Here is a 23,378-nt window from a genome sequence, read left to right as displayed (position 1 = left end):
ATGAGAGGATTATACCTGAGAACGGTATTTTGGTTTAATTTATCGGCAGGAGGATCTGTTGGGCATACGGCAGGAGTTATAAATTCATTTCGTAAATATATCAAATTAGATGTAATTTCTAATGATCAACTGACAGGAGTAAAGGATGTAATTAATATTATTAAACCTAGTCACTGCATTATGTATCTCATTCCTTTTTATATCAGAGAATTATTATACAGTTGTCAGCTTATTATAAAGCTGCGAAAGAGCCTAAAAAGTGATTTTATTTATCAGCGATATTCAGGCGGTTCTTTTGCAGGCGCATATTTGGCAAAGAAATTTCAAATCCCATTTGTTTTAGAATTTAATTCGTCTGATGTCTGGAAAATAAAAAATTGGAATGTAAAATCGAAATCGTTTTTGGTTAATACTGTGAAATTTTTGTACAAAAAAATCATACAATTACCGCTTGTTAAGTTTGTTGAACATTATAATCTAAAATATGCAGATATTATAGTTGTGGTATCTGAAGTATTAAAAGAAGATTTGATTCTAGCAGGCGTTGACTCTAATAAAATTCTGGTTAATCCTAATGGTGTTGATATAAAACAATTCTCTTCTAATAAGCAAGGAGGGAAAATTAGACTACAATATGGTTTAGATTGTCATATTGTAGTTGGTTTTATAGGAACTTTTGGACAGTGGCATGGTGTTTTGGAGTTAGCTCGCGCTATAAGTTATTTCTATAAACATAATCAGAATTTGCTAGACAAAGTTAAATTTCTTTTGATTGGTGATGGGGTTTTATTAGGTGAAACAAAAAAAATTATAGCTAAAGATAATCTTATAGACAAAGTAATCTTTACCGGTTTAGTTCCTCAGCAGGAAGCAGTCAATTACCTGGATGCATGTGATATTTTGGTGTCCCCACATATACAAAATGCCGATGGAACGAAATTTTTTGGTAGTCCAACCAAATTATTTGAATATATGGCTATGGAAAAAGGAATTGTAGCGTCAAACTTGGAACAGATAGGAAAAATTTTATGTCATAATGAAACTGGATATTTAATTGAGCCAGGAAATATTGTTGAGATTGCCGAAGGCATTAAGGTTCTAGCTGCGGACGAATTATTACGTAATAAAATGGGACATAAAGCTAGGGCATTTGTTTCGAATTATTACACTTGGGATCAACATGTTTTACGTATTTTAAATGAGTTGAAGTATAATCATAATAGCAAAACTTTATATAAGGTGAATTAAATGAAGTTTTTTTATTATATTCATAAAGCACGAAAATTGCCCTTTCAAATAGTATTATTAAAAGCTATAAAATTATTTTGGCGAAATATTAAGGAAAAGAAACTTTTTTTTAGAGATCAATTACTCTCAACGTATATGAAAAAAGATAATAACATTAATGCAATTAAATTTAATTTTTCTTTAATGCAGTTTAATGAATTAAAAACTCATAAAGAACTGATTTTGGGCTATACCTATTATTATAACAAACATCATTTTGATTTACTTGGTTCCGGTTGGAGTTCAATATATTATGGTGTGAAGGCAAGAGGTTTAGAAGGCTATTGTTATACTGATAGTGAGTTGGGTTATAAAGAGAACTTGAGAAGTAGAATTAATCGCGCCAACTTAAAACAATCACAAAAAATAGCATCACTAATTGATGTTAATTATAAGCCTATAGATTGGCAATTAGATTTTAAATCTGGTTATCGTTGGTCTGAAAAAAGCTGGTATGTGAATATCAATTATGGTCATAAACCGGGTATAGATATTAAAGTGCCATGGGAATTATCTAGAATGCAGCACTTGGTGGTGTTGGCATATGCATACATGGTTGCTGACACGGGGGAGAGAAAAAAGTATTTTTCTCAGTACCGGAATCAAATTCTAGATTTTATCGCCAATAATCCGCCCCGTTTTGGTGTCAATTGGCGGTGTACAATGGATGTTGGAATAAGAGTTGCTAATTGGTTAATGGCCTATGACTTATTTAAAGCAGCAGGCGCAAAGTTTGATAGTGAATTTCAACAAATATTTGCATGTGCTGTCTATGATCATGGTAATCATATCATTAATAATTTAGAATATACTCCTCACTTACGCTCGAATCATTATCTTTCAGATATAGCCGGACTATTATATGTGGCGGTACATTTGGAATCTGATAAAGAAATAGACTGTTGGTTAGCTTTCGCTATTCAGGAATTAATTAGTGAGGTGGAGCATGAATTTCATCCTGATGGCAGCAACTTTGAAGCTTCAACGAGTTATCACCGATTGTCAACAGAAATTATATTATATTGTGCGATCCTCTGTTTAAATTTGCCGAAAGAAAAGAAAATGGCTCTTATTAGCTATAATGTGACTGAGCATCATGTAAAGCCGAAACTCAAGGAAGTTTCAGAACAATTATATAATATCAACCAGGAGAAACTGTTTCCTGATTGGTTTTGGGAACGATTAGAAAGAGCGTGTGAGTTTACTTTACATATTACCAAGCCAAATGGCGAAATCCCTCAGATTGGTGATAATGATAGTGGTCGTTTTTTTAAACTATGGCCTTCTTATAATGAAATGACAGTTAAGGAGGCTGTCTTAAAGTATAGTAATCTGGACGGATATGAGGATTTACCTGAGAATGCACTATACTATGATGAAAACATCTTAGACCATCAACATATTTTAGCGGTGGGGGGAGTATTATTTAAGCGTGAGGATTTCATTCAAAAGGTTAGAAGAGATAATTTAGAAAAGGCTTTGGTAGAAAGTTTACTGGTTGGAAAGGTCATACGGTCTTATCATTTGAAAAAAAATTTGACACATGCTGTTGCATATAACCGTTATATTGTTTCTGAAAGAGATTTGAACCAGTGGAAATGCCATTTGCAGAGTGTCTATGGGCAGCCTAAAGTGTCAATATTTGCTGACCAACAAGATAGAAATATAGTCGATCATTTACAAGTATTTAGTTATCCGAATTTTGGCTTATATATATATAAATCCCAACATTTATATTTGGCGATACGTTGTGGAAGCGTTGGACAGTGCAGGAACGGGGGACATGCTCATAATGATCAGTTGAGTATTGAGTTGTATATGAATGGTAAGGATGTTATTCGTGATCCCGGTACTTATGTTTACACGCCATTACTTGAGAAACGTAATGTCTTTCGCTCAACAAATTCTCATTTTACGCCACAGATACCAGGAATGGAGCAAAATGGCTGGAGACCGGGTATCTGGGGATTATTTCAATTGGATCGGATAGCCGATTATGAAGTTCTACTTTTTGATCGATCGGGCTTTGTTGGAACGCATTCAGGTTTTGGTGATAAGGTCTACCGGATTGTTGAAATTTCTACTCGTTTTATTACCGTCTTTGATTATGGGGTAGGGATAAGTAGTATTAAACATACAAATCTGTATTCAAATGGTTATGGAAAGTTATATAGGGAGTGCAACAACTTAACTGAAAAGTTATCATGAAGAGGTAGCGACTAATGGCAAAAAAAATGTTAATGGCTTGTGGAAATTACTGGGGATCTCCGTTTCAAGTAGGAAGTCATCATATTGCTCGTAGTTTTGTGAAACAAGGGTGGGAGGTTGCTTTTGTATCTGATCCTATATCACCGTTGCATATATTATCAGGGATATCTAATGAGCTTAAAGAACGATATATTATATATCGTTCTGGAGGGATAACAGATTTGGATGAGCATTTGTGGACCTATATACCAGGGGCTTTGTTCACACCACATAATAAGCCCATACTAAAAAGTGAATGGATTCATCGGAACTGGTTCAGGGCTACTATACCTAATCTTCTAGAAAGAATTGAGCATGCCGAGTTTAAAAAGGTTGATCTAGTTTATTTTGATACAGTGAATTTTTCTTTTTTATTAAAATATCTTAATTATAAAAAATCTGTTTTTAGAATAGCAGATAAGCTCTCCGGATTTAGTAAGTGTACAGCTACGATGAAAAGGATGGAACAAGAACTAGCTTCAAGCGTAGATAGCGTACTTTATACGGCCAATAATTTACAAGAATATGTACAGGATATGAAGCCTAAACACACTATTTATATGCCTAATGGAGTTAATTTTGAACATTTTAGAAAGGGACCGTACCAACAGCCTTTAGAATACAAAAATATCAAATCTCCGATTGCAGTCTATGTGGGAGCGATAGATCGATGGTTTGATTATAATTTATTTAATGAGGCAGCGAAAGGTTTGCCTAATGTTTCTTTTGTATTGATTGGTCCAGATAAAATGGCGAGAGAAAGGATAGTGTCTGCTTCAAACATACATATTTTAGGTAAACGATCTTATCAGGAGATACCTGCCTATTTACATCATGCCAATGTGGGAATTATCCCCTTTGATGTTCAGGGGCACGGGGACTTGGTGAATAGCATTAATCCATTAAAGTTATATGAATATATGGCTTGTGGGTTACCTGTAGTATCGGTGTCTTGGGATGAACTGACATATTTAAATACTCCGGCTTGTCTTGCTAAAAATTCTCAAGAATTTATAGCAAAGATTAACAAGTATGCGTTTAGTTCTAAAGAAGAACACGAAGTATCGTTAATAAATTATGTTCAACAGCATAGGTGGGAAGAACGAGTTGAAAAAATAATTAAGCAATTGGGATTTATTTAGCTATATTAATTGTTATATTTTGTAATTATTATGATTTTTTTGAAGGGATTTTATAATGAATGAAATAGTTTTATCGGTATTAATTCCAGTTTTTAATTGGAATATATCTGATTTGTTAGATAAGCTCATAAAAGAAATTATAAGTAATAAGTTAGATAATGTAGAAATTGTTATTTTGGATGATATGTCTAGCGATTTAAACCTAAAAAAAATAAATAGAAAAAATGTGGATTTTTTTATTCAAAAATATCCACATTTGAAATTAATATATAAAGAGTTGTTATCAAACATAGGCAGAGCTGCTGTTAGAAATTTATTAATCAAAGAATCTAATGGATTATATTTGCTTTTTTTAGATTGTGATATCTTGCCGGATAGTAATATTTTTCTGCAAAAGTATATAAACTTTTGCAGAAATAGAAAATATGATGTGGTATGTGGAGGCTTAAGTTATAAACAAATACCAGTCTCCAAAAGTGAATATAAGTTTTACTTGTTTTTAAGTAATATGACAGATGTGAAGCCCGCGGTAATACGTAATACGGCTCCGTGGCGATATGTTCTTACCTCTAATGTAGCAGTAAACAGATGTGTTCTCGAAAAAGAAGTATTTGGTGATTTTAAGGGATATGGTTATGAAGATGTGGAATGGGCAATTAGAATTCATAGGCAATTTAAAATAATACATATTGATAATCAAGTTACACATTTAGGTTTAGTACAAAGATCAAAGGTTTATGAAAGAATGGTAACTTCTATTGATAATTATTTTATTTTATCAAAGCTCCATCCTATGGAATTTGAAGAAAGTAGAATTTTTAAATACATTCTGCTTTTTCAATTAATAAATATACCAATGTTAAAACTTTTGAAGCTTTTGTTGGAAAAGTTATTTTTTCTAAATTTGGGTGATAATTTTTCTTATGTAGTTTTTCAATTACAAAAAGCAGTATTATTTACGATTAAGTTAAAAAAGGATAATTAGAAGTAGTCCATGCGGAAGATTTTGAAAGAGGTTAATAATGGGGAAATATATTTTAATAGTTCCCACACTAAATCCTGGTGATATGTGGGATGAATGGATAAAGGCAGTTAAAAGCCAAACTTTGGATAATAATAAAATTTTAGTTTTAGATTCAGAATCAGATGATCACACAATGCAAAAAGCAATTAAAGCAGGATTTCAAGTAAAATTAATACAAAGAGATAAATTTAATCATGGTGGAACTCGCCAACATGGAGTTGAAATAAATCCCGAGGCAGATCTAATAATTTTTCTTACACAAGATGCTCTTCTAGCAAACCCGATGGCGTTGGAAAAATTAATAAAATGTTTTGATGATCCCGCTATCGGTGTTGCCTATGGCCGTCAATTACCGCATGAAAATTCCGGTCTGATTGGTGCTCATGCCCGTTTATTTAACTATTTATCGCAGAGTGCAGTTAAATCTATGGCAGATGCGCCAAGGCTTGGTATAAAAACAGCATTTATTTCAAATTCTTTTGCCGCTTATCGCCGAGAGGCTTTAATAGCTGTAGGCGGATTTCCAAAGCATACTATATTGAGTGAAGATACCTATGTAGCGGCGAAAATGCTTCTTCAAGGGTGGAAAATAGCCTATTGTGCTGAGGCGGAAGTTTATCATTCCCATAATTATACCTTTACTCAAGAATTTAAACGTTATTTTGATATTGGAGTTTTTCATTCGTGTGAACCTTGGATTCGAGAAAGGTTTGGCCAGGCAGAGGGAGAAGGAATCCGATTTGTTTTGTCAGAAATTAAATTTTTGCTAAGTCGAGATAAGTGGTATTTAATTCCGTCTGTTTTCACTAGAACTTGTCTTAAATATTTAGGGTATCGATTAGGCATGAGTGAAAAAATGATTCCATTAAGATGGAAAAGGGTTCTTAGTATGCATAGCCGTTATTGGAACCATACATAGGGAGGCGTTAATATATGAACAACCTTCTAGTTACTGGAGGAGCAGGTTTTATAGGTAGTAATTTTGTTCATCTTGCCTTATCGGAAAGTGATACTGTTGTTATAAATCTTGACAAATTGACTTATGCAGGGAATTTAGACTCTTTAAGAGGTGTTAAAAGTAATTTGGGGTATACTTTTAGTCAAGGTGATATTTGTGATTTAATATCACTTGAAAAGTTTTTTGATCAGTATCGCCCCAATGCAATTATTCATTTTGCGGCAGAATCCCATGTAGATCGGTCGATAGACGGACCAGGTGAGTTTATTAAAACAAATATTAATGGAACATTTTCTCTTTTAGAGGTAGCTAGAAAATACTGGCGAGGGCTAAGCGATGAACAGAAAGATCAATTCCGGTTTCTTCATATATCAACAGATGAGGTATATGGCACTCTTGGTGAAACTGGTTACTTTACTGAAGAAACACCTTATGCGCCTAATTCTCCTTATTCTGCCTCAAAAGCATCTTCCGACCATTTGGTCCGGGCCTATTATCATACTTATGGCTTGCCTACGATCATTACCAATTGCTCCAATAACTACGGTCCATACCAGTTCCCGGAAAAGCTGATTCCTCTTATGATTCTAAATGCTTTGGAGGGAAAACCTCTTCCCATTTACGGGACAGGTCGGAATGTACGTGACTGGCTGTATGTGGAAGATCATTGCCGGGCATTGCTGACCGTTTTAGAAAAGGGTGTTCCCGGAGAAAAGTACAATATTGGCGGTCATAATGAAAAAACCAATTTGGACATTGTTCATACTTTATGTGATATTTTAGATCAAAAGAAGCCGCGCAGTGACGAAAAATCTTACCGGGAGCAGATTACTTTTGTGAAAGATCGTCCCGGTCATGATATGAGGTATGCCATTGATGCTTCTAAAATACAGCGGGAACTTGGCTGGGTTCCGCAAGAGACTTTTGAAACAGGTATTGTAAAAACGGTTGACTGGTATCTTAGCAACTTAGATTGGTGCCAGCGAATTACTAATGGCAGTTATCGGAGGGAACGATTAGGAATCGGTGAGTGAGGAGATGAAACCTGTGACAGTGAAGAAGGGAATTATCTTGGCAGGTGGTTCGGGGACCCGGCTGTATCCCATTACACGGGCAGCTAGTAAACAGCTTATGCCGGTATATGATAAGCCGATGATTTACTATCCGTTGACAACGTTAATGCTGGCCGGTATTCGTGATATATTAATTATAACAACCCCTTCAGACCAAGAATGCTTTTATCAGTTATTAGGAACAGGCGAGCAATGGGGAATTCATCTATCTTATGCAATACAGCCAAGTCCTGATGGATTGGCTCAGGCTTTTATTATTGGTAAATCTTTTATTGCTCAAGATAGCTGTGCCTTAATTTTGGGAGATAATATTTTCTATGGCTATAGCTTTAGTCAGATGCTGCAGGATGCGGCAGGCCGGGATACCGGAGCAACTGTTTTTGCTTATTGGGTAAAAGACCCTCAGCGGTATGGGGTAGTCGAGTTTGATATTACGGGGAAGGCCGTTAGTTTAGAAGAGAAGCCTATTCAGCCTAAATCCAACTATGCCGTAACTGGTCTTTATTTTTATGATAATAAAGTAGTAGATTATGCTAAGTCCTTGCAGCCTTCGGCTAGGGGTGAATTGGAAATTACTGACTTGAACCGTTTGTACTTGAATGAGAATATACTAAGAGTAGAGACTTTGGGTAGAGGGTTTGCCTGGTTAGATACCGGAACACATGAATCGCTGCTGCAGGCAGCTAATTATATCGCTACTCTGCAGGAGCGTCAGGGTTTGATGGTAGCCTGCCCGGAAGAGATTGCATACCGGATGGGCTACATATCACAGGAAAAACTTTTGCAGTTAGGTAACGTTATGAAGAATAATAGCTATGGCCAATATCTCTTGCAATTGTCGGAAGAAAAAGGTGTGTAGGGCTTTAGGAGGACTGGAATGAAAGTAATAGAAACGAAGCTTTCTGATGTACTCATTATAGAACCAAAGGTGTTTGGTGATTCACGGGGTTTTTTTCAGGAAACATGGCAGAAAGTGAGATATGAAGAGATTGGTATAACAGAGCCTTTTGTTCAGGATAATCTATCTTTTTCTACTCGCGGTGTACTGCGAGGGCTTCACTATCAAAATCCTAATGGACAGGGGAAGCTGGTATCTGTCATACAGGGAGAAGTGTATGATGTGGCAGTGGACATTCGGGTTGGCTCACCAACTTTTGGTCAGTGGGAAGGGGTTCATTTATCTGGGGAAAATCATCGCCAGTTATGGGTGCCGCCTGGGTTTGCTCATGGGTTTTGCGTGCTAAGTGAAACGGTATATTTTATGTATAAATGTACCGATATATATAACCCTGCCACAGAAGGTGGCATTCTTTGGAATGATCCTGATATTGGTATTGAGTGGCCGCTACAGGAGGTCATTCTTTCTGAAAAGGATAAGGTATATCCGTTACTGCGGGATGTAGCCATTGAAAGACTTCCGGTATATAAATCATGAAGAGGCGGTCCAGGTGACTGCCTTTTTTCTGTTTATTGAAGCCACTATCCTGTGGTATGATAGGTACATGAGTTGGAAAGGATAGAGAAAAATATGAAAATACTGGTTACCGGTGCCAAGGGACAGCTAGGCATTGAGGTGGCGAAGCAGAGAAATGAGCATGAGTTAATATTAGCCGGACGGAGTGATTTAGATATTACTGATGCCCGGCAGGTTTCTTCTTGCTTACGGAAGGTTAACCCCGATGCCGTGATTCATTGCGCGGCCTACACCAATGTGGACGGAGCCGAGTCTGATGAGGACGGAGCTTTCCAGGTGAATGTCGTTGGCGCGCAGAATCTGGCGTCTGGATGCTTGGAGACAGGCGCTCGATTAGTATATATCAGCACTGACTATGTTTTTGATGGGACAAAACAGGGAGTCTACCGGGAGTTTGACCCTGTTAATCCCCAGACGGTATATGGTCGGACAAAATGGCAGGGAGAAGAACTGGTGCGACAAATTCTCGGCCGTCATTATATTGTCCGGACAGCCTGGCTGTATGGCGAAGGAAAGAACTTTGTCCGGACCATGCTGCAGTTGGCGGAAAAGCAGCCTACATTAAGGGTAGTGGCCGATCAGGTGGGCACGCCTACCTCTACGGTAGATGTGGCGCAGGCAATCTATCGTCTCTTAGATAGCGATGCCTATGGCACCTATCATGCTTCTTGCCAGGGGCAATGCTCCTGGTATGATTTTGCCTGTGAAATATTCCGTAAAGCCGGGAAGCAGGTTCAGGTACTGCCGGTCACTACGGCCGAATTTCCCAGGCCTGCCAAAAGGCCGGCTTATTCCGTACTGGATAACTACATGCTGCGCATGACGGTAGGCGATTCCATGCGTTCCTGGCAAGAGGCTTTATCTGAGTACATACAACTAGAGCTGAACAGAAGGGTATAACGGAACGGGAAGCGAGGGTATATAACCAATGAAGATTATCATATTAGCCGGTGGCGGGGGAACCCGGTTGTTCCCTTTATCACGGACAAAGTATCCGAAACAGTTTTTGAAGCTGGAAGGCAAGGAATCTTTATTTACGCAGACGGTCCAGCGTTTTCTGCCGCTGGTTAAACCGGCGGATATTGTTGTGGTTACCAATAAAGAATATGTCCATCATGTAAAAAATGAGCTGTTTGCCTGTGGTGCCGAAGCGGCTCATGTCGTACTGGAGCCGGTAGGACGCAATACGGCGCCAGCTATTGCCTTGGCGGCTTCCTATTGTGTGGAACAGCTTGCGGCAGATCCATCAGAGGTGTTGTTCGTCACTCCCTCCGATCATATTATCCGGCCAATAGGGCTCTTTGTGGAGACGGTACGTCAGGTGGAAAAGCTGGCGGTGCAAGGGCGCGTAGTAACCTGCGGCATCAAACCGCAGCAGGCTGAAACGGGCTATGGCTATATTCAGGCCGGTGAGCCTTATGGGGCCGGGTTTCAGGTGAGCTCCTTTAAGGAGAAACCTGATAAAGAGACTGCTGAACAATATCTGACAGCCGGCAATTACTATTGGAACTCCGGCATGTTTGGCTTTACCGTTGGCACCTTGCTGCAGGAATTGCAGAAATTCCAACCGGAGATATTTGCTTTAAGCCAGCAGCCGTTAGAACTGCTTCTGGCGGAGTTTGAAAGCCTGCCCAGCATTTCCATCGACTATGCCGTAGCGGAAAAATCGCAGCAGGTGGTGATGCTGCCTTTTACAGCGTACTGGAATGACATTGGCTCCTGGGATGCCATCTATGACGTATTGGATAAGGATGCCGACGGTAATGCCCTGCAGGGTGATTGCCTGCCGCTTGCTTGCAGCAATACGTTGATGATGGGACGCAGCCGCCTGATCGCCGGCATTGGCCTGGAAGACCTTCTGATTGTGGAAACCGATGATGTCATTGTAGTAGCTAAACGGGGCGAGTCACAGCAAGTGAAGGAACTGGTCAATTTACTCAAGGAAAAGGGACGCCGGGAAGCGGAAGAACATACTACCGGTTACCGGCCGTGGGGAAGTTGGACGGTGCTGGGTGAAGGCCCTGGCTATAAAATCAAAAAAATCACCGTCAATCCCGGGCAGCGGCTTAGTCTGCAGATGCATTACCACCGCAGCGAACACTGGGTGGTCATTAGCGGTACGGCCAAGGTGCATATCGACGGACAGGAATATATGGTACCGGAGAATAAAAGCATTTTCGTGCCCCAGTGCGCTAAACACTATATGGAAAACCCCGGTAGGGTACTGCTGGAAATTATCGAGGTGCAGAACGGCTGCTATCTGGAAGAGGACGATATTGTTCGTTTTGAGGATATGTACGGACGTTGTTAATATATAGAAGGAGTGGGATGGGGTTTGCTAATAAGTCGCAAAGCCTTTAAGGCTTACGATATCCGGGGCAGAGTACCCGATGAACTGAATGAGGAAGTTGTCTATCGCATTGGCAAAGCCTATGTGGACGTATTGGGCGCGAAAAAAGTGGCAGTAGGTTATGATATCCGGCTGACCGGGCCGGCGTTTCGTAATGCCCTGGTGAGGGGCCTGACAGAACGGGGCTGCGATGTGCTGGATATCGGTCTGTGCGGGACGGAACAAATTTATTTTGCCGTCAGCCATCTTAAACTGGACGGCGGTCTCATGATTACAGCCAGTCACAATCCCAAAGACTATAACGGCATGAAACTGGTAGGCCGGGAATCACGGCCTGTTGGGGCGGAAAATGGGCTGCGGGAGATTGAAGAACGGGTAGTAACCGGTGCGGTAAGTAGTCAATATACTGGCAAGCCTGGTTCGGTGGCGGCTATTGATATTATCAATGACTATGTACAGCATCTGCTTACCTATATCGACAGGGCTGCTTTAAGGCCGCTGAAGGTGGTAGTCAACGCAGGAAACGGTGGTGCCGGTGCTGTGCTTGATGCGCTAGAAAAATACCTGCCTTTTCAATTTATTAAAATTAACCATGAACCGGACGGCACCTTTCCGCAAGGTGTTCCCAACCCGCTGTTGCCGGACAATCGGGAAGCTACGGCGCAGGCGGTCAGACAGGCTGGTGCCGATGTGGGGATTGCCTGGGACGGCGATTTTGACCGTTGCTTTTTCTTTGACGAACAAGGGCATTTTATCGAAGGCTACTATATTGTCGGATTTTTGGCTCAAGCTTTTTTAAAGCGGTATTCGGGCGCGAAAATTCTTTTTGATCCGCGGTTAACCTGGAATACAGTGGAACTGGTAAAGGCAGCCGGGGGAATTCCGCTGCCCTGCAAAACAGGCCATGTCTTTATTAAAGACCGGATGCGGCAGGAGGAGGCCGTCTATGGCGGGGAAATGTCGGCCCATCATTACTTTAAGGATTTCTTTTACTGTGACAGCGGGATGATACCCTGGCTTCTGGTGCTGGAGCTTCTTTGCCGCAGTGACAAACCCTTGAGCACGCTGCTGGCGGAACGGATTGATCGCTATCCGGCCAGTGGTGAAATCAACAGCCGGGTGGTCGACGGGCCGGCAGTGCTCTCCAAGCTGGAAACTCTGTATGCACAGGGAGCGGTACGGGTGGATAAGCTTGACGGACTAAGCATTGAATTCGAAACTTGGCGGTTCAATGTCCGCCTGTCGAATACCGAGCCGCTGCTCCGGCTCAATGTAGAAGCGCGGGACGATAAAGCACTGATGCAGCAAAAGACAGAAGAGCTGTTGGCGATTATTAACGGATAGGGGAAAACCTCTATCTGTTCTTTTATTTTGTTTTGCGGCAATAACTTGGTATAATAAGGTGGAATGGAAGGGAATGGTGAGGAGGAACGGAATGAAAATAAAAAGTACAGGCCTTTATTTGCTCGTCATACTATTGCTGATCGTTGCCGCTGTGCCGGCCTGGGCGGCGGATACACAACTGCAGCAGACCGGACGGGTTGTTCATGTTGAATTGGCCGGCGGTTTTTACGGCATCCTCGGTGATGACGGCGTGAAGTACCAGCCGACTAATTTGCCGCAGCAGTACCGCAAGGAGGGTACGTTAATCAAATTTATTGCTTGGCCTCGCGAGGACATGTTTACGTCAGTGATGTGGGGAAAAGTGATTGAAATCAAAACAATGGAGAATCTTAACGGTTCCTTATCGGATGCGGAGCGCACAGCCATCTATTTGTTTGATAGACGGCTGGAGGCGTTTAATCAAAAGGATTTGGCGAAGCTGCAGGGCGTAGACATGCAGTCCAAGGGACTGCTGCCTCAGCAATTTATGGACTGGCTCGGCAACTATACCAACTTTACGCTGCGATATGTGAATATCGGAAGCGCTGATTCCACGACAATAACCGGTTTCTGCATCTATACCCGGGAACTCCCCGGCAGTATGGATTTGCGGGATGGTGACAATATAGCGACCATGCAGTTTACGCTTAGCCGCAAGCGGGATGGCTGGAAGCTGACCGACTCGTCCGCTGCCGGTGTGGATGGTTTGCCGCAAACACTGTCCGGAGTGAAGGAGTTGGCCCGGCAAAAATACGGCACTGATAATCTGAGTACTCTATGGTTTTAGTAAGGACTAGGGAAATGTGAGGGTATAGCTTTGTTTATATATATCTACAAATTTTTGGTAAGTTTTATCATGCCGCCGGGGATTTTAATCCTGGCCATGTTGGCCATCACTATTTATCTTGCAAAGAAGCGGGAACAGGCGGCTAAATGGCTAGGTTTATTAACTTTGTTTTTTTATTTTCTATCAACTCTTTTTGTGGGAAATTTATTGTTAAAAACATTGGAAATCCGGTTTGTTCCACCTGAAAATCCAACTGGTGATGTTATTGTCATGCTTGGCGGCGGCGCTACCTTTGGTACTCCTGATATTAATGGGACGGGGCAGCTTAGCGGAAATGCGGCCAACCGGCTGCTGACCGCCGCCAGATTGCAGAAAGGACTGGGTATACCGGTGATTTTGTCCGGTGGGCAGGTATTTGATGATTCCGGCCGGGAGGCGGTCATCGGCAAGCGCATCCTTACTGGCATCGGTGTTCCGGAGAATGAAATTCTGATAGACGATACCAGTTTGAACACCGAGCAAAATGCTCATAATGTTCGCGGGATTCTTATGGAAAAAGGATTTAAAAAACCCATTTTGGTGACTTCTGCTTTCCACATGGAACGTTCGGTGTTGAATTTTGCTAAAGAAGGGATTGCCGTCATCCCTTATCCATCCGATTATTTAGTTAGTATCGGTGGCAATTCCATTTATGTGAATAATTTAGTGCCGTCAGCTGAAGGATTGCGTTATTCCTATATTGCACTCCATGAATATCTGGGTATTGTAGCGGTAAAACTCCGGTAGTCAGTGGTTCGCTTGTGAATAATTTAACCCGATTTTTACCAACTGGCTGGCAGGATTTTTTAGTAAATGGGCGAATTGTTTTTTAAATACATTAAAAAGTATATTCTGATGTCTGAGGTAGAAAGCGGGCTTTTTAGTCTATAAGCCTAGTATTCTGACTGGGTTAGAGTATTATATCCCTGGGGATAATGAATATAAGGTGGTGTAGCTATGCCAATGACACATAAAAGTAAAATACGGAAAGCCGTGATTCCGGCGGCGGGGCTGGGAACCCGCTTTTTGCCGGCCACCAAGGCACAGCCGAAGGAAATGCTGCCGATTGTTGATAAACCGGCTATTCAGTATATTATTGAAGAAGCGGTGCAGTCAGGTATTGAAGAGATTCTGATTATCACCGGCCGCAACAAGCGGGCGATTGAAGACCATTTCGACCGGGCGGTGGAATTGGAACTGACGCTCAAAGAGCAGGGGAAATACGACCTGCTCGGAATGATTGAGGAGCTGTCGGCCGTCACCATCCACTATGTGCGGCAAAAAGAAGCGCGCGGGCTGGGCCATGCGGTTCTTTGCGCTAAGCAGTTTGTTGGCCAGGAACCTTTTGCTGTTCTCTTAGGTGACGATATTATTGATTCTGCGGTTCCCTGTCTAAAGCAGCTCATTGATGTATATGAAGACCGGCCTGGCAGCATCCTGGGGGTCCAGGAGGTGGCGCCCGCCAAGGTGTCCAGTTATGGCATCGTCAAGCCGGAGCTGATTAAGCATCATCTGTACCGGGCTGTCGATCTGGTGGAAAAGCCAACCCTTAATCAGGCTCCTTCACGGCTGGCCGTACTGGGGCGCTATATCATTGAACCCGAAATCTTCTCCCTTTTGGAAAATACTCCGCCCGGCAGCGGCGGTGAAATTCAGCTAACCGACGCGCTGCGGCAATTAGCGGTTCAAAGGGATGTATATGCCTATCACTTTGAGGGGCGACGATACGATATCGGTGACAAGCAGGGATATCTGGAGGCCACAGTCGAGTTTGCCCTGAAACGGGCCGATTTGCGGGAACCTTTTTTACGTTATTTAGCAAAAACCATAGGACCGGTGCTAACCGGCGATTGTGAAGAGTAGCATAATAGATGAGAGGATGATGAATGTGTCCGAAACAAAAGGCTGTCTGAAATTAAACTCCGGGTTTATTTTTGATTATGAAAATCTGTATGGAACAGGAAAAGTATCCGACGCCGATATCGAGGCGTTGGCCGACCGGATTCGTCTGGCCCACCGGGCGGTGGAGCATATGCGGGCTACCGGTGAGGTGCGCGGTCATTTGTCGAAGGATGGTGCGCCGGAACGGGTGTTATTTTCTCAACTACCCTATGTGGTGGAAGGCAATTTAAACTCGCCGGCTTCGATTAAACGACTGAAAGACTTCGGCGAGTCCTTGCGCTACAAGGTGGACAGCGTGGTATCCTTTGGAATTGGCGGTTCGTTCCTGGGCAATAAAGTATTCTTTGATGCCTGTGCGGGTGAGTTTTGGAACAGCAAGTCACAGAAAGAACGCAACGGCTATCCGAAGCTGTACTTTAACGGCAATAATATTGATGCGCGCCGCACTACGGATATGATTCAGCAGTTGAAGAACGAGGCCCAGATCAAAAAAGTGCATGGCGAAACGGCTCCCTATAAAGTGCTCTTGATCGTCATGTCCAAATCAGGCGGTACGCTGGATACCATGTCGACCTTTATGGTTGTTTACGAGGCGTTAAAACAGGAACCCGGCATGGAGGTAGAAGTTGTTGCTGTAACCGATCCGGCCGGCGGCGACAAGGCGACGCTGTTAAAACGTTTGGCCGATGAGCAGGGTTGGAATACCTTCAGCATACCCGATGGCGTAGGCGGCCGGTTTAGCATTTTTTCGGAAGTGGGCTTAGTGACGGCGGCCTGCCTGGGAGTTGATATTGATGCCTTTCTGGCTGGCGCCAAAGATATGGATGAAGTCTGCCGGACACCGGATATCTGGCAAAATCCGGCTATGCTGAACGCGGTTTTAAAATATCTGGCTGCCGTTAATCATGGTCGGGATGTGGAAGTATTTATGCCTTACGCCGATTACCTGAAATCGCTGGCTGAATGGTATGTACAGCTATTAGCCGAGTCGCTCGGCAAGCGTTATGACCGGGAAGGCGGCGAGGTATTTTATGGACGCACTCCGATTGTGGCTGTCGGCACGACCGATATGCATGCCCAGACTCAGCAGCATCAGGAAGGTAAGAAGGACAAAGTTGTTCAATTTGTCAAAATTGCCGAATGGGAAAACGACCTGGTCATTCCCGATGTATTTCCTTCGGCGGCTAAGCTGTCGGAAATCTCCGGCTTGCGGCTCAGCCAGGCCCTGGACGTAGCCCGGGAATCCAATGCCGAGGCGTTGATCAGTGAAAATCGGTTTAATGCGACCTTTGTCCTGCCGAAGCTGGATGCTTATCACTTAGGGGAAATTCTCTATCTGTTGGCTCTTTCCATTGCTTATGAAGGCGAGTTGGCCAATGTCGACGGTTTTGATCAGCCCGGTGTAGAGGCCTATAAGCGAATTATGGGGCCCCGTCTGAAAGCATTAAAGCAATAAGCAACAATATTAAAAGCTGTAAAAAAATAATCCTGTCCGAAAGGACAGGATTATTTTGTTTTTTGTAGAAATTATGTCTGAGAAAGTTTTACATACCAAAGGACACAAAGTGCAGAGGGGCGGTGACAGAGATCCGTAAGATGAATGGTTTCCTTTGTGCTATTGGTGTCCCTTTGTGATGCTGACAATGAATTGTGGTCGTAGTTAAAATGGGGTGATAGTTATGGTTATTACAATTTTGGTTGCCGATGATCATGCCCTGCTCCGGCAGGGAATCAAAAACGCTTTGGAGTTGGAGCCGGATTTCCGTGTAATTGGTGAAGCCGGTGATGGCGAAGAAACCATAGAGAAGGTTAGAAAATTGAAGCCTGACGTACTGCTGCTGGATATTAATATGCCGCGGCTGAACGGCTTGGAGGTGGCCAGGCGGTTGGGAGACTCGGGCCACACTAAAATCGTGATCTTAACCATTCACGATGATGATAGTTATGTAGTGGAAGTAATCCGGTCCGGCGCGTCCGGCTACTTATTGAAGGATGTGGAGCCGCGGATGCTGGTACAGGCCATCCGCTGTGTCCACGGTGGCGATTCGTTCATTTATCCCACCTTGGCCAAGCGCCTGTTCAACCAGATGCGCGGTCAGGAGATCAGAAGGGCCGAATCCGTAAAGATTGCCGATTTGCCAAGCGAGGAACGCCTGACCGGAAGGGAAAAGGAAGTGCTCTACTATACCTGTCAGGGGCTAAGCAATCTGGCGATTGCCCAGAAGCTGTTTTTAAGTGAAAAGACGGTAAAAAACCATCTGACCAATATCTTTCGCAAAATTAATGTGACTGACCGTACTCAGGCTGTTCTGTACGCCTTAAAACACAAAATAGTGGAATTGCCCGGTGATTAATGCCGGGCAGTCACCCTAGCGGGTTACCCTGCATAAGCTATCCTATCCCAGGAAAAGGGGGTAGGATATTTTGTTGTTGTCATATCCGGTCAGTGTGGTATTGATATCACTTGCTCTGTACGGGCTCTATTGTCTGATCCGGGAGCTGTGGCTGTGGGCCGTGGTACCGCAGCTTGGGCAGGGGGTCAGCGTGTCCTTTCTGATTGTTACCCGCGATGCGGAACAGCAGGTGGAGAGCCTGCTCCGGGAACTGGTGCAAAAGGTGGAGCTGGCCGACGCGGATTGCGATATAGTAATTCTTGACCGGCAGTCAAGAGATTTGACGCCGGCGATTTTAGACAGGCTGGCAGATCAGAATCCCATGCTGCGGGTGGTGCATGCCTCCGACACCGTACTGTCAGTGGCCGAGGCACTTCCCCTGTGTCGCGGTGATGTGGTGCATATTCTGGATATCGGCTCCCGGCTGACTGCCGAGAATTTTGCCGGCGTAACCGGCTCCTTGCTTAGGCAATATGAAGGGGGCCGGGCAGGACGCTGGGGTGAATATTAGCCGATTAGCCGGAAGGGTGCTGCTTGAGACGGAGTATATCGTAAAATACCTCGACCAGTTTTTGGGCAATCGGTTCCAGGTGAGGATCATAGGCTACGGTTGATTCTCTTACGGGCTGGCAGTGTCTTGCCGTTTGATGGTAGCTGGTGAGCAGCCGGGCCTGTTGCAAAGCTTTGCGGACGGTAGGGCTTGTCCAAAAGCAAGGGATACGTTCCCCTCCTTTCAGGCAAATCAGACATTTTGGCTCAACCGGGCTGTCGGCCGGCTCGCTGGCTTCGAGTCCGGTAACACCATAGGAGTTGACATAGCCGATACTGCTGTCGCCAGGCACCCGGGGCAGCCGGACCTTTACCGGCACCAGGGTGAGGGAGGGACAGATCGGCAGCGGCTGGAGAATGGCGCGCTGCGTAGCCAGAGCTGTCTGCTTTTTTAGTACCGACAAATCAACGGCCAAGGTACGGGCCAATTGGCGGATCAGCGTGGAAGTCCGGAAAGAGGTAGCGGTTTTGCCGCCTGCTGTATAGACGACAGTGTGATCGCCGGTGTCGGTATATTCCGGGATCAGCGCGGTAATAGTTTCCGGTGCGGAGAGGTAGGTAAGCATGATAAGACTCCTTTGACATAGAACGTATGTTCGATTATCTTTATACTAACAGATATTATGTTGTATGACAAGAGCGAATCATGTTACATAGTTCGACATCAGTCGATAGTGACTCGTCAGTAAAGAGATGCATAATATTGCCATAAGCTGCATATGCTGTGACAAGGTAGTTACTTATCCGGCGGAATTATGGAGTGTAGCACGAGGTTTTCGCTGAATGAGGTGCTGGGGAGGCGAGCCACTGTGGAAACTGGGTCTGAGACGATCGAACAATATTATAAATGCAGTCGTTGCGGCGGGATATTTACGGTTCAAGCCGGCTTGACAATTGGCTGCCCGTATTGTGGAATGCCCTGTGATGAAGCTGCCTGCAGGCTGGAAGCAGGAGAGTGAGGAGTGGCAGCGAACTCTATCAGTTATGATAGAGTTTTTTTGTGTTATGTTTTAGTAAGATTACGGGGTGAATGAATGGGAGTTTTACGGGTAGACAGGCTTTCCAAGGCGTTTGGTGTGGAAACCCTGTTTAAGGAAGTCAGTTTTGAATTGCGGCGCGGTGAGAAGGCCGGTCTGATCGGCGGCAACGGGGCCGGCAAGACGACCTTGCTGCGCTGTTTGCTTGGCCGGGAGAAGGCTGACGACGGCAGTGTGCTGCTGCCGCCGGGCGAGACCATCAGCTATGTGGAGCAGGACGCGCAGCTAGGTGAAGGGACGCTGTATGAGGAGTTGTGCTCGGCTTATCAGGAAGTGATCGCCTGGCAGGCCGATTTGCGCCGGCTGGAGCAGGATATAGCCGCTGAACAGGATGGGTCGGCGCAGGAGACGTTGATGGCCGCTTACTCCCGCACATTGGAGCGGTTTGAGCAGGGCGGCGGTTATGAATACGAAAGTCGGGTCCGGCGGGTGGCGTTTGGCCTGGGCTTTACAGAAGAGGATTTTCCCCGGCCCCTTACAACATTTTCCGGCGGACAGAAGACACGGATTTTTCTGGCCCGGGCCTTGATCCGACAGCCTGATTTCCTATTCTTGGACGAGCCGACCAATCATCTGGATATCGGCATGGTGGAATGGCTGGAAGACTATTTGACAAGCTACAGCGGCGGGGTTCTTATCATTTCCCATGACCGTTACTTTTTGGACCGGGTCGTGGACCGGATTTTTGAACTGGAGCATCAGGCCGTTACTGTTTACAAAGCCAATTATACCGGCTATTTGGCCCAGAAGGCCGAACGGACGGCCTCGCTGGCCGGCGCCTATGCCAAGCAGCAGGCCCATATTGCCCGGACCGAGGAATACATCCGCCGTTATAAGGCCGGCATCAAGTCCAAGCAGGCCCGCGGCCGTCAATCGCAGTTGAACCGGCTGGAGCGGATTATATTGCCCGGTCATGAGGCGCGATTCGATTATTTTGCCTTTAATCCGCCGGCCGAGTGCGGCGAGCGGGTGGCGGAACTGCTGGAAGCCACGGCAGCTTACGGTTCCCGGGTTGTTTTTGACAAGGTGTCGCTGCTCATCCGCCGCGGTGACGGAGTGGCACTGGTCGGTCCTAACGGTGCCGGTAAGACTACGCTGCTAAAACTGCTGACCGGTGAGCTGCCGGCTGCCGGCGGACGGGTCAAGCTGGGCAGCCGGGTCAAAATCGGCTATTTTTCCCAGGAGCACGAAGGCCTGAATCCGCTGAACCGGGTGTTGGACGAAATCATGCTGGAATATGGTTTTAGCGAGGAGCGGGCCCGTCATTACCTGGGAGCCTTTTTATTTACCGGTGACGATGTATTTAAAATCATTGGCGATTTAAGCGGCGGCGAAAAAGCCCGTCTGGCCTTTTTAAAGCTCATGCTGACTGGAGCAAATTTTCTTATTCTTGATGAACCGACCAATCATTTGGATATTCCGGCCAAGGAGGCGGTGGAAGAGGCTATTTGTGCCTTTCCCGGGACTTTTTTGGCGGTGTCCCATGACCGCTATTTCTTAGATAAGGTGGCCAATTGTGTCGTCGAACTGACTGAAGGGGCCTTGGCGGAGTACGCGGGAAATTACAGCTATTACCGCGAGAAAAAAGCGGCTGAGCAGTCTAGTCCAACCGTTCAATCGGTAAAACCGGACAAGAGTGAAAAACCGGCGGCTAAAAAGACCGAGCGAACACGTCGGCCACAGGATACCGAACGGCTGGCCCGCAAGCTGGAAGAGGAAATCGCCGGACTGGAAGCCGAATTGAAAGGACTGGAAATTCAGTTGAATGATCCGGCCAGCCATACTGATCCGGCCGTCAGCCATGAACTGTCGGCCCGTTATAGTGAGGCGGAGGCCGCTTTGGCCGCCAAATATGAAGAGTGGATGGAACTGCAATCATATACATAACAACTGCGGCGGAGCCGAAGCGGCGTGACGACCCATGACGGTCCCGCTGCCGTTAATTGCCTGCTGACCTAAGCCAGCTTGACACAGTTACTTGTGCCAGGCTGGCTTTTGTTTTTACAGAATTACCCATGGTAGAGTAAAGCCAGCGCGAATCCGAGAAACCGGTTTCTCACATAAAGGTGAGAAGGATATGGATATTACAGAACTGGCAGAGCAGACCCGGCAGGGCGATGAAAAGGCATTTTCTCTCTTGTGCCGGCAATTTACCGGTCTGGTCAAACGTTATGCCTGGCAGTCTCATGTGCGGTCTATCGCCGAAGAAGCGGAGGCTGAAGGCTGGCTGGCCGTGGTAAGGGCTGTTCGAAACTTTGATGCCAAGCTGGGAGTTCCGCTGGCAGGCTATGTGGAGAGCCAGGTGAAATTTGCCGTATGGAACCTGTTTAAGCGGGAACGGCGGCGTTGGCAGCGGGAAACGGTGCTGGAAAAGCTGGCGGCGGCGGATGAGGAGGAAAAGGGCCACCTGCTGGAACGGCTGCCCGGTCCTGCCAATGTGTCGGCCGAAGTGGAGGACAGCTTGTTTGCCGGAGTTTTGGCCGGCTGGCTGGCCGGATTGCCGGAGCGGCAGCGCCAGGTCATTGCCGCTACCCTGCTGGAAGGCAGACAGCTTACGGCGGTGGCCCGGGAACTGGGCATAACGGCTCAGGCGGTGCATAATTTGCGCCGCCGCGGCTTAGCCCGTTTAAAAAGGGCTTATGAAGGAATGTATGGCAGTGAGAGGGGGTGAAAATATGGCAATAACCAAAGTACCGCAAACCAGCCGCCTGCAGATCAAAGTGGAGAGCGGCACGAACACAAGTGGACAGACTGCCTATAAAGTGCGTTCGTACAGCAATCTGAAGCCGGACGCCGCCGATGCCGATGTACATGCCGTCGGTCAGGCTTTGGCCGCTTTGCAGCAGCATCCGGTAGCCAGTATCAGCAGGCAGGATGATGCCCGGCTGATCAGCCAGTAAGACTGGCTGATTCCAACAAAACTAAACGAAAGGAGGGAGGGCAATGGCTACGACTTTGGAAATGGTATTTCGTACCGAAACCGGCAAAGAGACTACACTGAGTCTGGCTGATCCCCGGGAGGGCTTGAGCCTGGCGGAAGTGCAGACAGTAATGCAGGATATAGTGGTCCGGGATATTTTTACGACTAAAAACGGCGATTTTGCCGAAGCAGTGGAGGCTCGCATCCGGACCAGTGATACCGTAACCTTGAGCTGATTGCAGGGACGGGATAAGTCGCTTATTCCCGGAAAGGGGGCATTATGGAACAATTGCTTGGCTATGCGGCAAATTATGGCTTCCCGATGGTGATCAGCATGTATTTGCTGATTCGTATCGAAACCAAGTTGGAGAAGCTTGCCGCCAGTATTCAGGATTTGACCAATACCCTGATAACTTTAAAACAGTAGAGCATGGTTGACAATAGCAATCGTGCTGCGTACGCCGGAGTAAAAAGTAAAGAGACTGCCATATTAGGCAGTCTCTTTACTTCAGGCTGTTGAAGAACCCCATGGTTTGGGAAAGATCTAAGCCATGGGGGTTTCTATTAGACAAAACAAAAGGAAAACCATCACTAAGTAGACTCAAAAAGAAAAGATTGCCGATACCTACGCCAGTCTGGCGAGGTGATTGGCAATCTTTTTCATGTTTTGACGAGACTATCCCGAAAACTGTGTAAACCTCCAAGATGGTGTAAAATAGAAGCACCGAACTTGGAGGTTTTAATTATGGTAAAAAGAAAAATCACCCCGGAACGACGAGAACAAAGAAAGAAATTACTAGAACTGCTACAAAG

The 23,378-nt window shown here is 45.0% G+C and carries 24 protein-coding genes; 23 read left to right on the top strand and 1 reads right to left on the bottom strand.

Translation table 11 applies throughout. The features are described from left to right. The 17 genes from F3H20_RS13475 (at position 1) to F3H20_RS13395 (ending at position 18,570) form a co-directional block, all read left to right on the top strand. Positions 1–1,248, top strand: a complete 1,248-nt coding sequence (locus F3H20_RS13475) for a glycosyltransferase family 4 protein (protein ID WP_149735430.1) — start codon at positions 1–3, stop codon at positions 1,246–1,248. Further along, positions 1,249–3,495, top strand: a complete 2,247-nt coding sequence (locus F3H20_RS13470; RefSeq protein ID WP_149735429.1) for an alginate lyase family protein — start codon at positions 1,249–1,251, stop codon at positions 3,493–3,495. Between the two features lie 14 nt (positions 3,496–3,509). Beyond that, positions 3,510–4,676 (top strand): GumK N-terminal domain-containing glycosyltransferase, encoded by a 1,167-nt coding sequence (locus tag F3H20_RS13465; RefSeq protein ID WP_149735428.1) that lies wholly within the window; start codon positions 3,510–3,512, stop codon positions 4,674–4,676. Positions 4,677–4,731: 55 nt separating this feature from the next. Continuing rightward, on the top strand, positions 4,732–5,661 hold the full coding sequence (locus F3H20_RS13460; protein ID WP_149735427.1) for a glycosyltransferase family 2 protein: 930 nt from the start codon (positions 4,732–4,734) through the stop codon (positions 5,659–5,661). A gap of 37 nt (positions 5,662–5,698) precedes the next feature. Further along, the gene (locus tag F3H20_RS13455) at positions 5,699–6,619 is read left to right on the top strand and encodes a glycosyltransferase (RefSeq protein WP_149735426.1); all 921 of its coding nucleotides are present in this window, start codon (positions 5,699–5,701) and stop codon (positions 6,617–6,619) included. Positions 6,620–6,633: 14 nt separating this feature from the next. Continuing rightward, positions 6,634–7,692 carry a dTDP-glucose 4,6-dehydratase gene (rfbB, locus tag F3H20_RS13450; RefSeq protein ID WP_149735425.1) on the top strand — a complete coding sequence of 353 codons (1,059 nt, stop codon included), beginning with the start codon at positions 6,634–6,636 and terminating at the stop codon, positions 7,690–7,692. A 13-nt stretch (positions 7,693–7,705) separates the two neighbouring features. Next, a complete protein-coding gene (rfbA, locus tag F3H20_RS13445; protein WP_149735424.1) occupies positions 7,706–8,590 on the top strand; it encodes a glucose-1-phosphate thymidylyltransferase RfbA in 885 nt (294 codons plus the stop codon). Between the two features lie 18 nt (positions 8,591–8,608). Further along, positions 8,609–9,166: a dTDP-4-dehydrorhamnose 3,5-epimerase gene (gene rfbC / locus F3H20_RS13440; RefSeq protein WP_149735423.1), complete on the top strand. Its 558-nt coding sequence runs from the start codon at positions 8,609–8,611 to the stop codon at positions 9,164–9,166. 93 nt (positions 9,167–9,259) lie between these two features. Further along, positions 9,260–10,105, top strand: coding sequence for a dTDP-4-dehydrorhamnose reductase (rfbD, locus tag F3H20_RS13435; protein WP_149735422.1), 846 nt, complete (start codon positions 9,260–9,262; stop codon positions 10,103–10,105). A gap of 28 nt (positions 10,106–10,133) precedes the next feature. Continuing rightward, positions 10,134–11,516 carry a mannose-1-phosphate guanylyltransferase/mannose-6-phosphate isomerase gene (locus F3H20_RS13430; protein ID WP_149735421.1) on the top strand — a complete coding sequence of 461 codons (1,383 nt, stop codon included), beginning with the start codon at positions 10,134–10,136 and terminating at the stop codon, positions 11,514–11,516. A 24-nt stretch (positions 11,517–11,540) separates the two neighbouring features. Next, positions 11,541–12,899 carry a phosphohexomutase domain-containing protein gene (locus tag F3H20_RS13425; protein WP_394349572.1) on the top strand — a complete coding sequence of 453 codons (1,359 nt, stop codon included), beginning with the start codon at positions 11,541–11,543 and terminating at the stop codon, positions 12,897–12,899. A 91-nt stretch (positions 12,900–12,990) separates the two neighbouring features. Next, entirely contained in the window at positions 12,991–13,725 is a 735-nt protein-coding gene (locus tag F3H20_RS13420) for a hypothetical protein (protein WP_149735419.1), read from the top strand. 30 nt (positions 13,726–13,755) lie between these two features. After that, a complete protein-coding gene (locus F3H20_RS13415; RefSeq protein ID WP_223191764.1) occupies positions 13,756–14,511 on the top strand; it encodes a YdcF family protein in 756 nt (251 codons plus the stop codon). Between the two features lie 216 nt (positions 14,512–14,727). Further along, entirely contained in the window at positions 14,728–15,627 is a 900-nt protein-coding gene (gene galU / locus F3H20_RS13410; protein ID WP_149735455.1) for a UTP--glucose-1-phosphate uridylyltransferase GalU, read from the top strand. A gap of 25 nt (positions 15,628–15,652) precedes the next feature. Then, a complete protein-coding gene (locus tag F3H20_RS13405; protein ID WP_223191763.1) occupies positions 15,653–17,122 on the top strand; it encodes a glucose-6-phosphate isomerase in 1,470 nt (489 codons plus the stop codon). Positions 17,123–17,345: 223 nt separating this feature from the next. Continuing rightward, the gene (locus tag F3H20_RS13400) at positions 17,346–18,020 is read left to right on the top strand and encodes a response regulator (RefSeq protein WP_149735418.1); all 675 of its coding nucleotides are present in this window, start codon (positions 17,346–17,348) and stop codon (positions 18,018–18,020) included. A 70-nt stretch (positions 18,021–18,090) separates the two neighbouring features. Further along, the gene (locus tag F3H20_RS13395; RefSeq protein ID WP_188128332.1) at positions 18,091–18,570 is read left to right on the top strand and encodes a glycosyltransferase; all 480 of its coding nucleotides are present in this window, start codon (positions 18,091–18,093) and stop codon (positions 18,568–18,570) included. A gap of 4 nt (positions 18,571–18,574) precedes the next feature. Here F3H20_RS13395 and F3H20_RS13390 read toward each other — a convergent pair whose 3' ends face one another. After that, positions 18,575–19,174: a hypothetical protein gene (locus F3H20_RS13390; protein WP_149735416.1), complete on the bottom strand. Its 600-nt coding sequence runs from the start codon at positions 19,172–19,174 to the stop codon at positions 18,575–18,577. Positions 19,175–19,417: 243 nt separating this feature from the next. Here F3H20_RS13390 and F3H20_RS19975 point away from each other — a divergent pair, with 243 nt between their 5' ends. The 6 genes from F3H20_RS19975 to F3H20_RS13365 all read left to right on the top strand — a co-directional run bounded on the left by F3H20_RS19975 (position 19,418) and on the right by F3H20_RS13365 (position 22,992). Beyond that, entirely contained in the window at positions 19,418–19,567 is a 150-nt protein-coding gene (locus F3H20_RS19975) for a hypothetical protein (RefSeq protein WP_188128331.1), read from the top strand. A gap of 75 nt (positions 19,568–19,642) precedes the next feature. Then, positions 19,643–21,532, top strand: a complete 1,890-nt coding sequence (locus F3H20_RS13385) for an ABC-F family ATP-binding cassette domain-containing protein (RefSeq protein WP_149735415.1) — start codon at positions 19,643–19,645, stop codon at positions 21,530–21,532. A gap of 190 nt (positions 21,533–21,722) precedes the next feature. After that, on the top strand, positions 21,723–22,316 hold the full coding sequence (locus F3H20_RS13380; protein WP_149735414.1) for an RNA polymerase sigma factor: 594 nt from the start codon (positions 21,723–21,725) through the stop codon (positions 22,314–22,316). A gap of 4 nt (positions 22,317–22,320) precedes the next feature. Continuing rightward, positions 22,321–22,545 carry a DUF1659 domain-containing protein gene (locus tag F3H20_RS13375; protein ID WP_149735413.1) on the top strand — a complete coding sequence of 75 codons (225 nt, stop codon included), beginning with the start codon at positions 22,321–22,323 and terminating at the stop codon, positions 22,543–22,545. A 43-nt stretch (positions 22,546–22,588) separates the two neighbouring features. After that, positions 22,589–22,801, top strand: a complete 213-nt coding sequence (locus tag F3H20_RS13370) for a DUF2922 domain-containing protein (protein WP_091744480.1) — start codon at positions 22,589–22,591, stop codon at positions 22,799–22,801. Positions 22,802–22,845: 44 nt separating this feature from the next. Beyond that, positions 22,846–22,992, top strand: a complete 147-nt coding sequence (locus F3H20_RS13365) for a YvrJ family protein (protein ID WP_149735412.1) — start codon at positions 22,846–22,848, stop codon at positions 22,990–22,992. Positions 22,993–23,378: the final 386 nt, after the last annotated feature.

Origin of the sequence: Propionispora hippei DSM 15287, from assembly GCF_900141835.1 — a bacterium.
Lineage (GTDB): Bacteria > Bacillota > Negativicutes > Propionisporales > Propionisporaceae > Propionispora > Propionispora hippei.
This window is presented reverse-complemented; position numbering and strand designations above follow the sequence as displayed.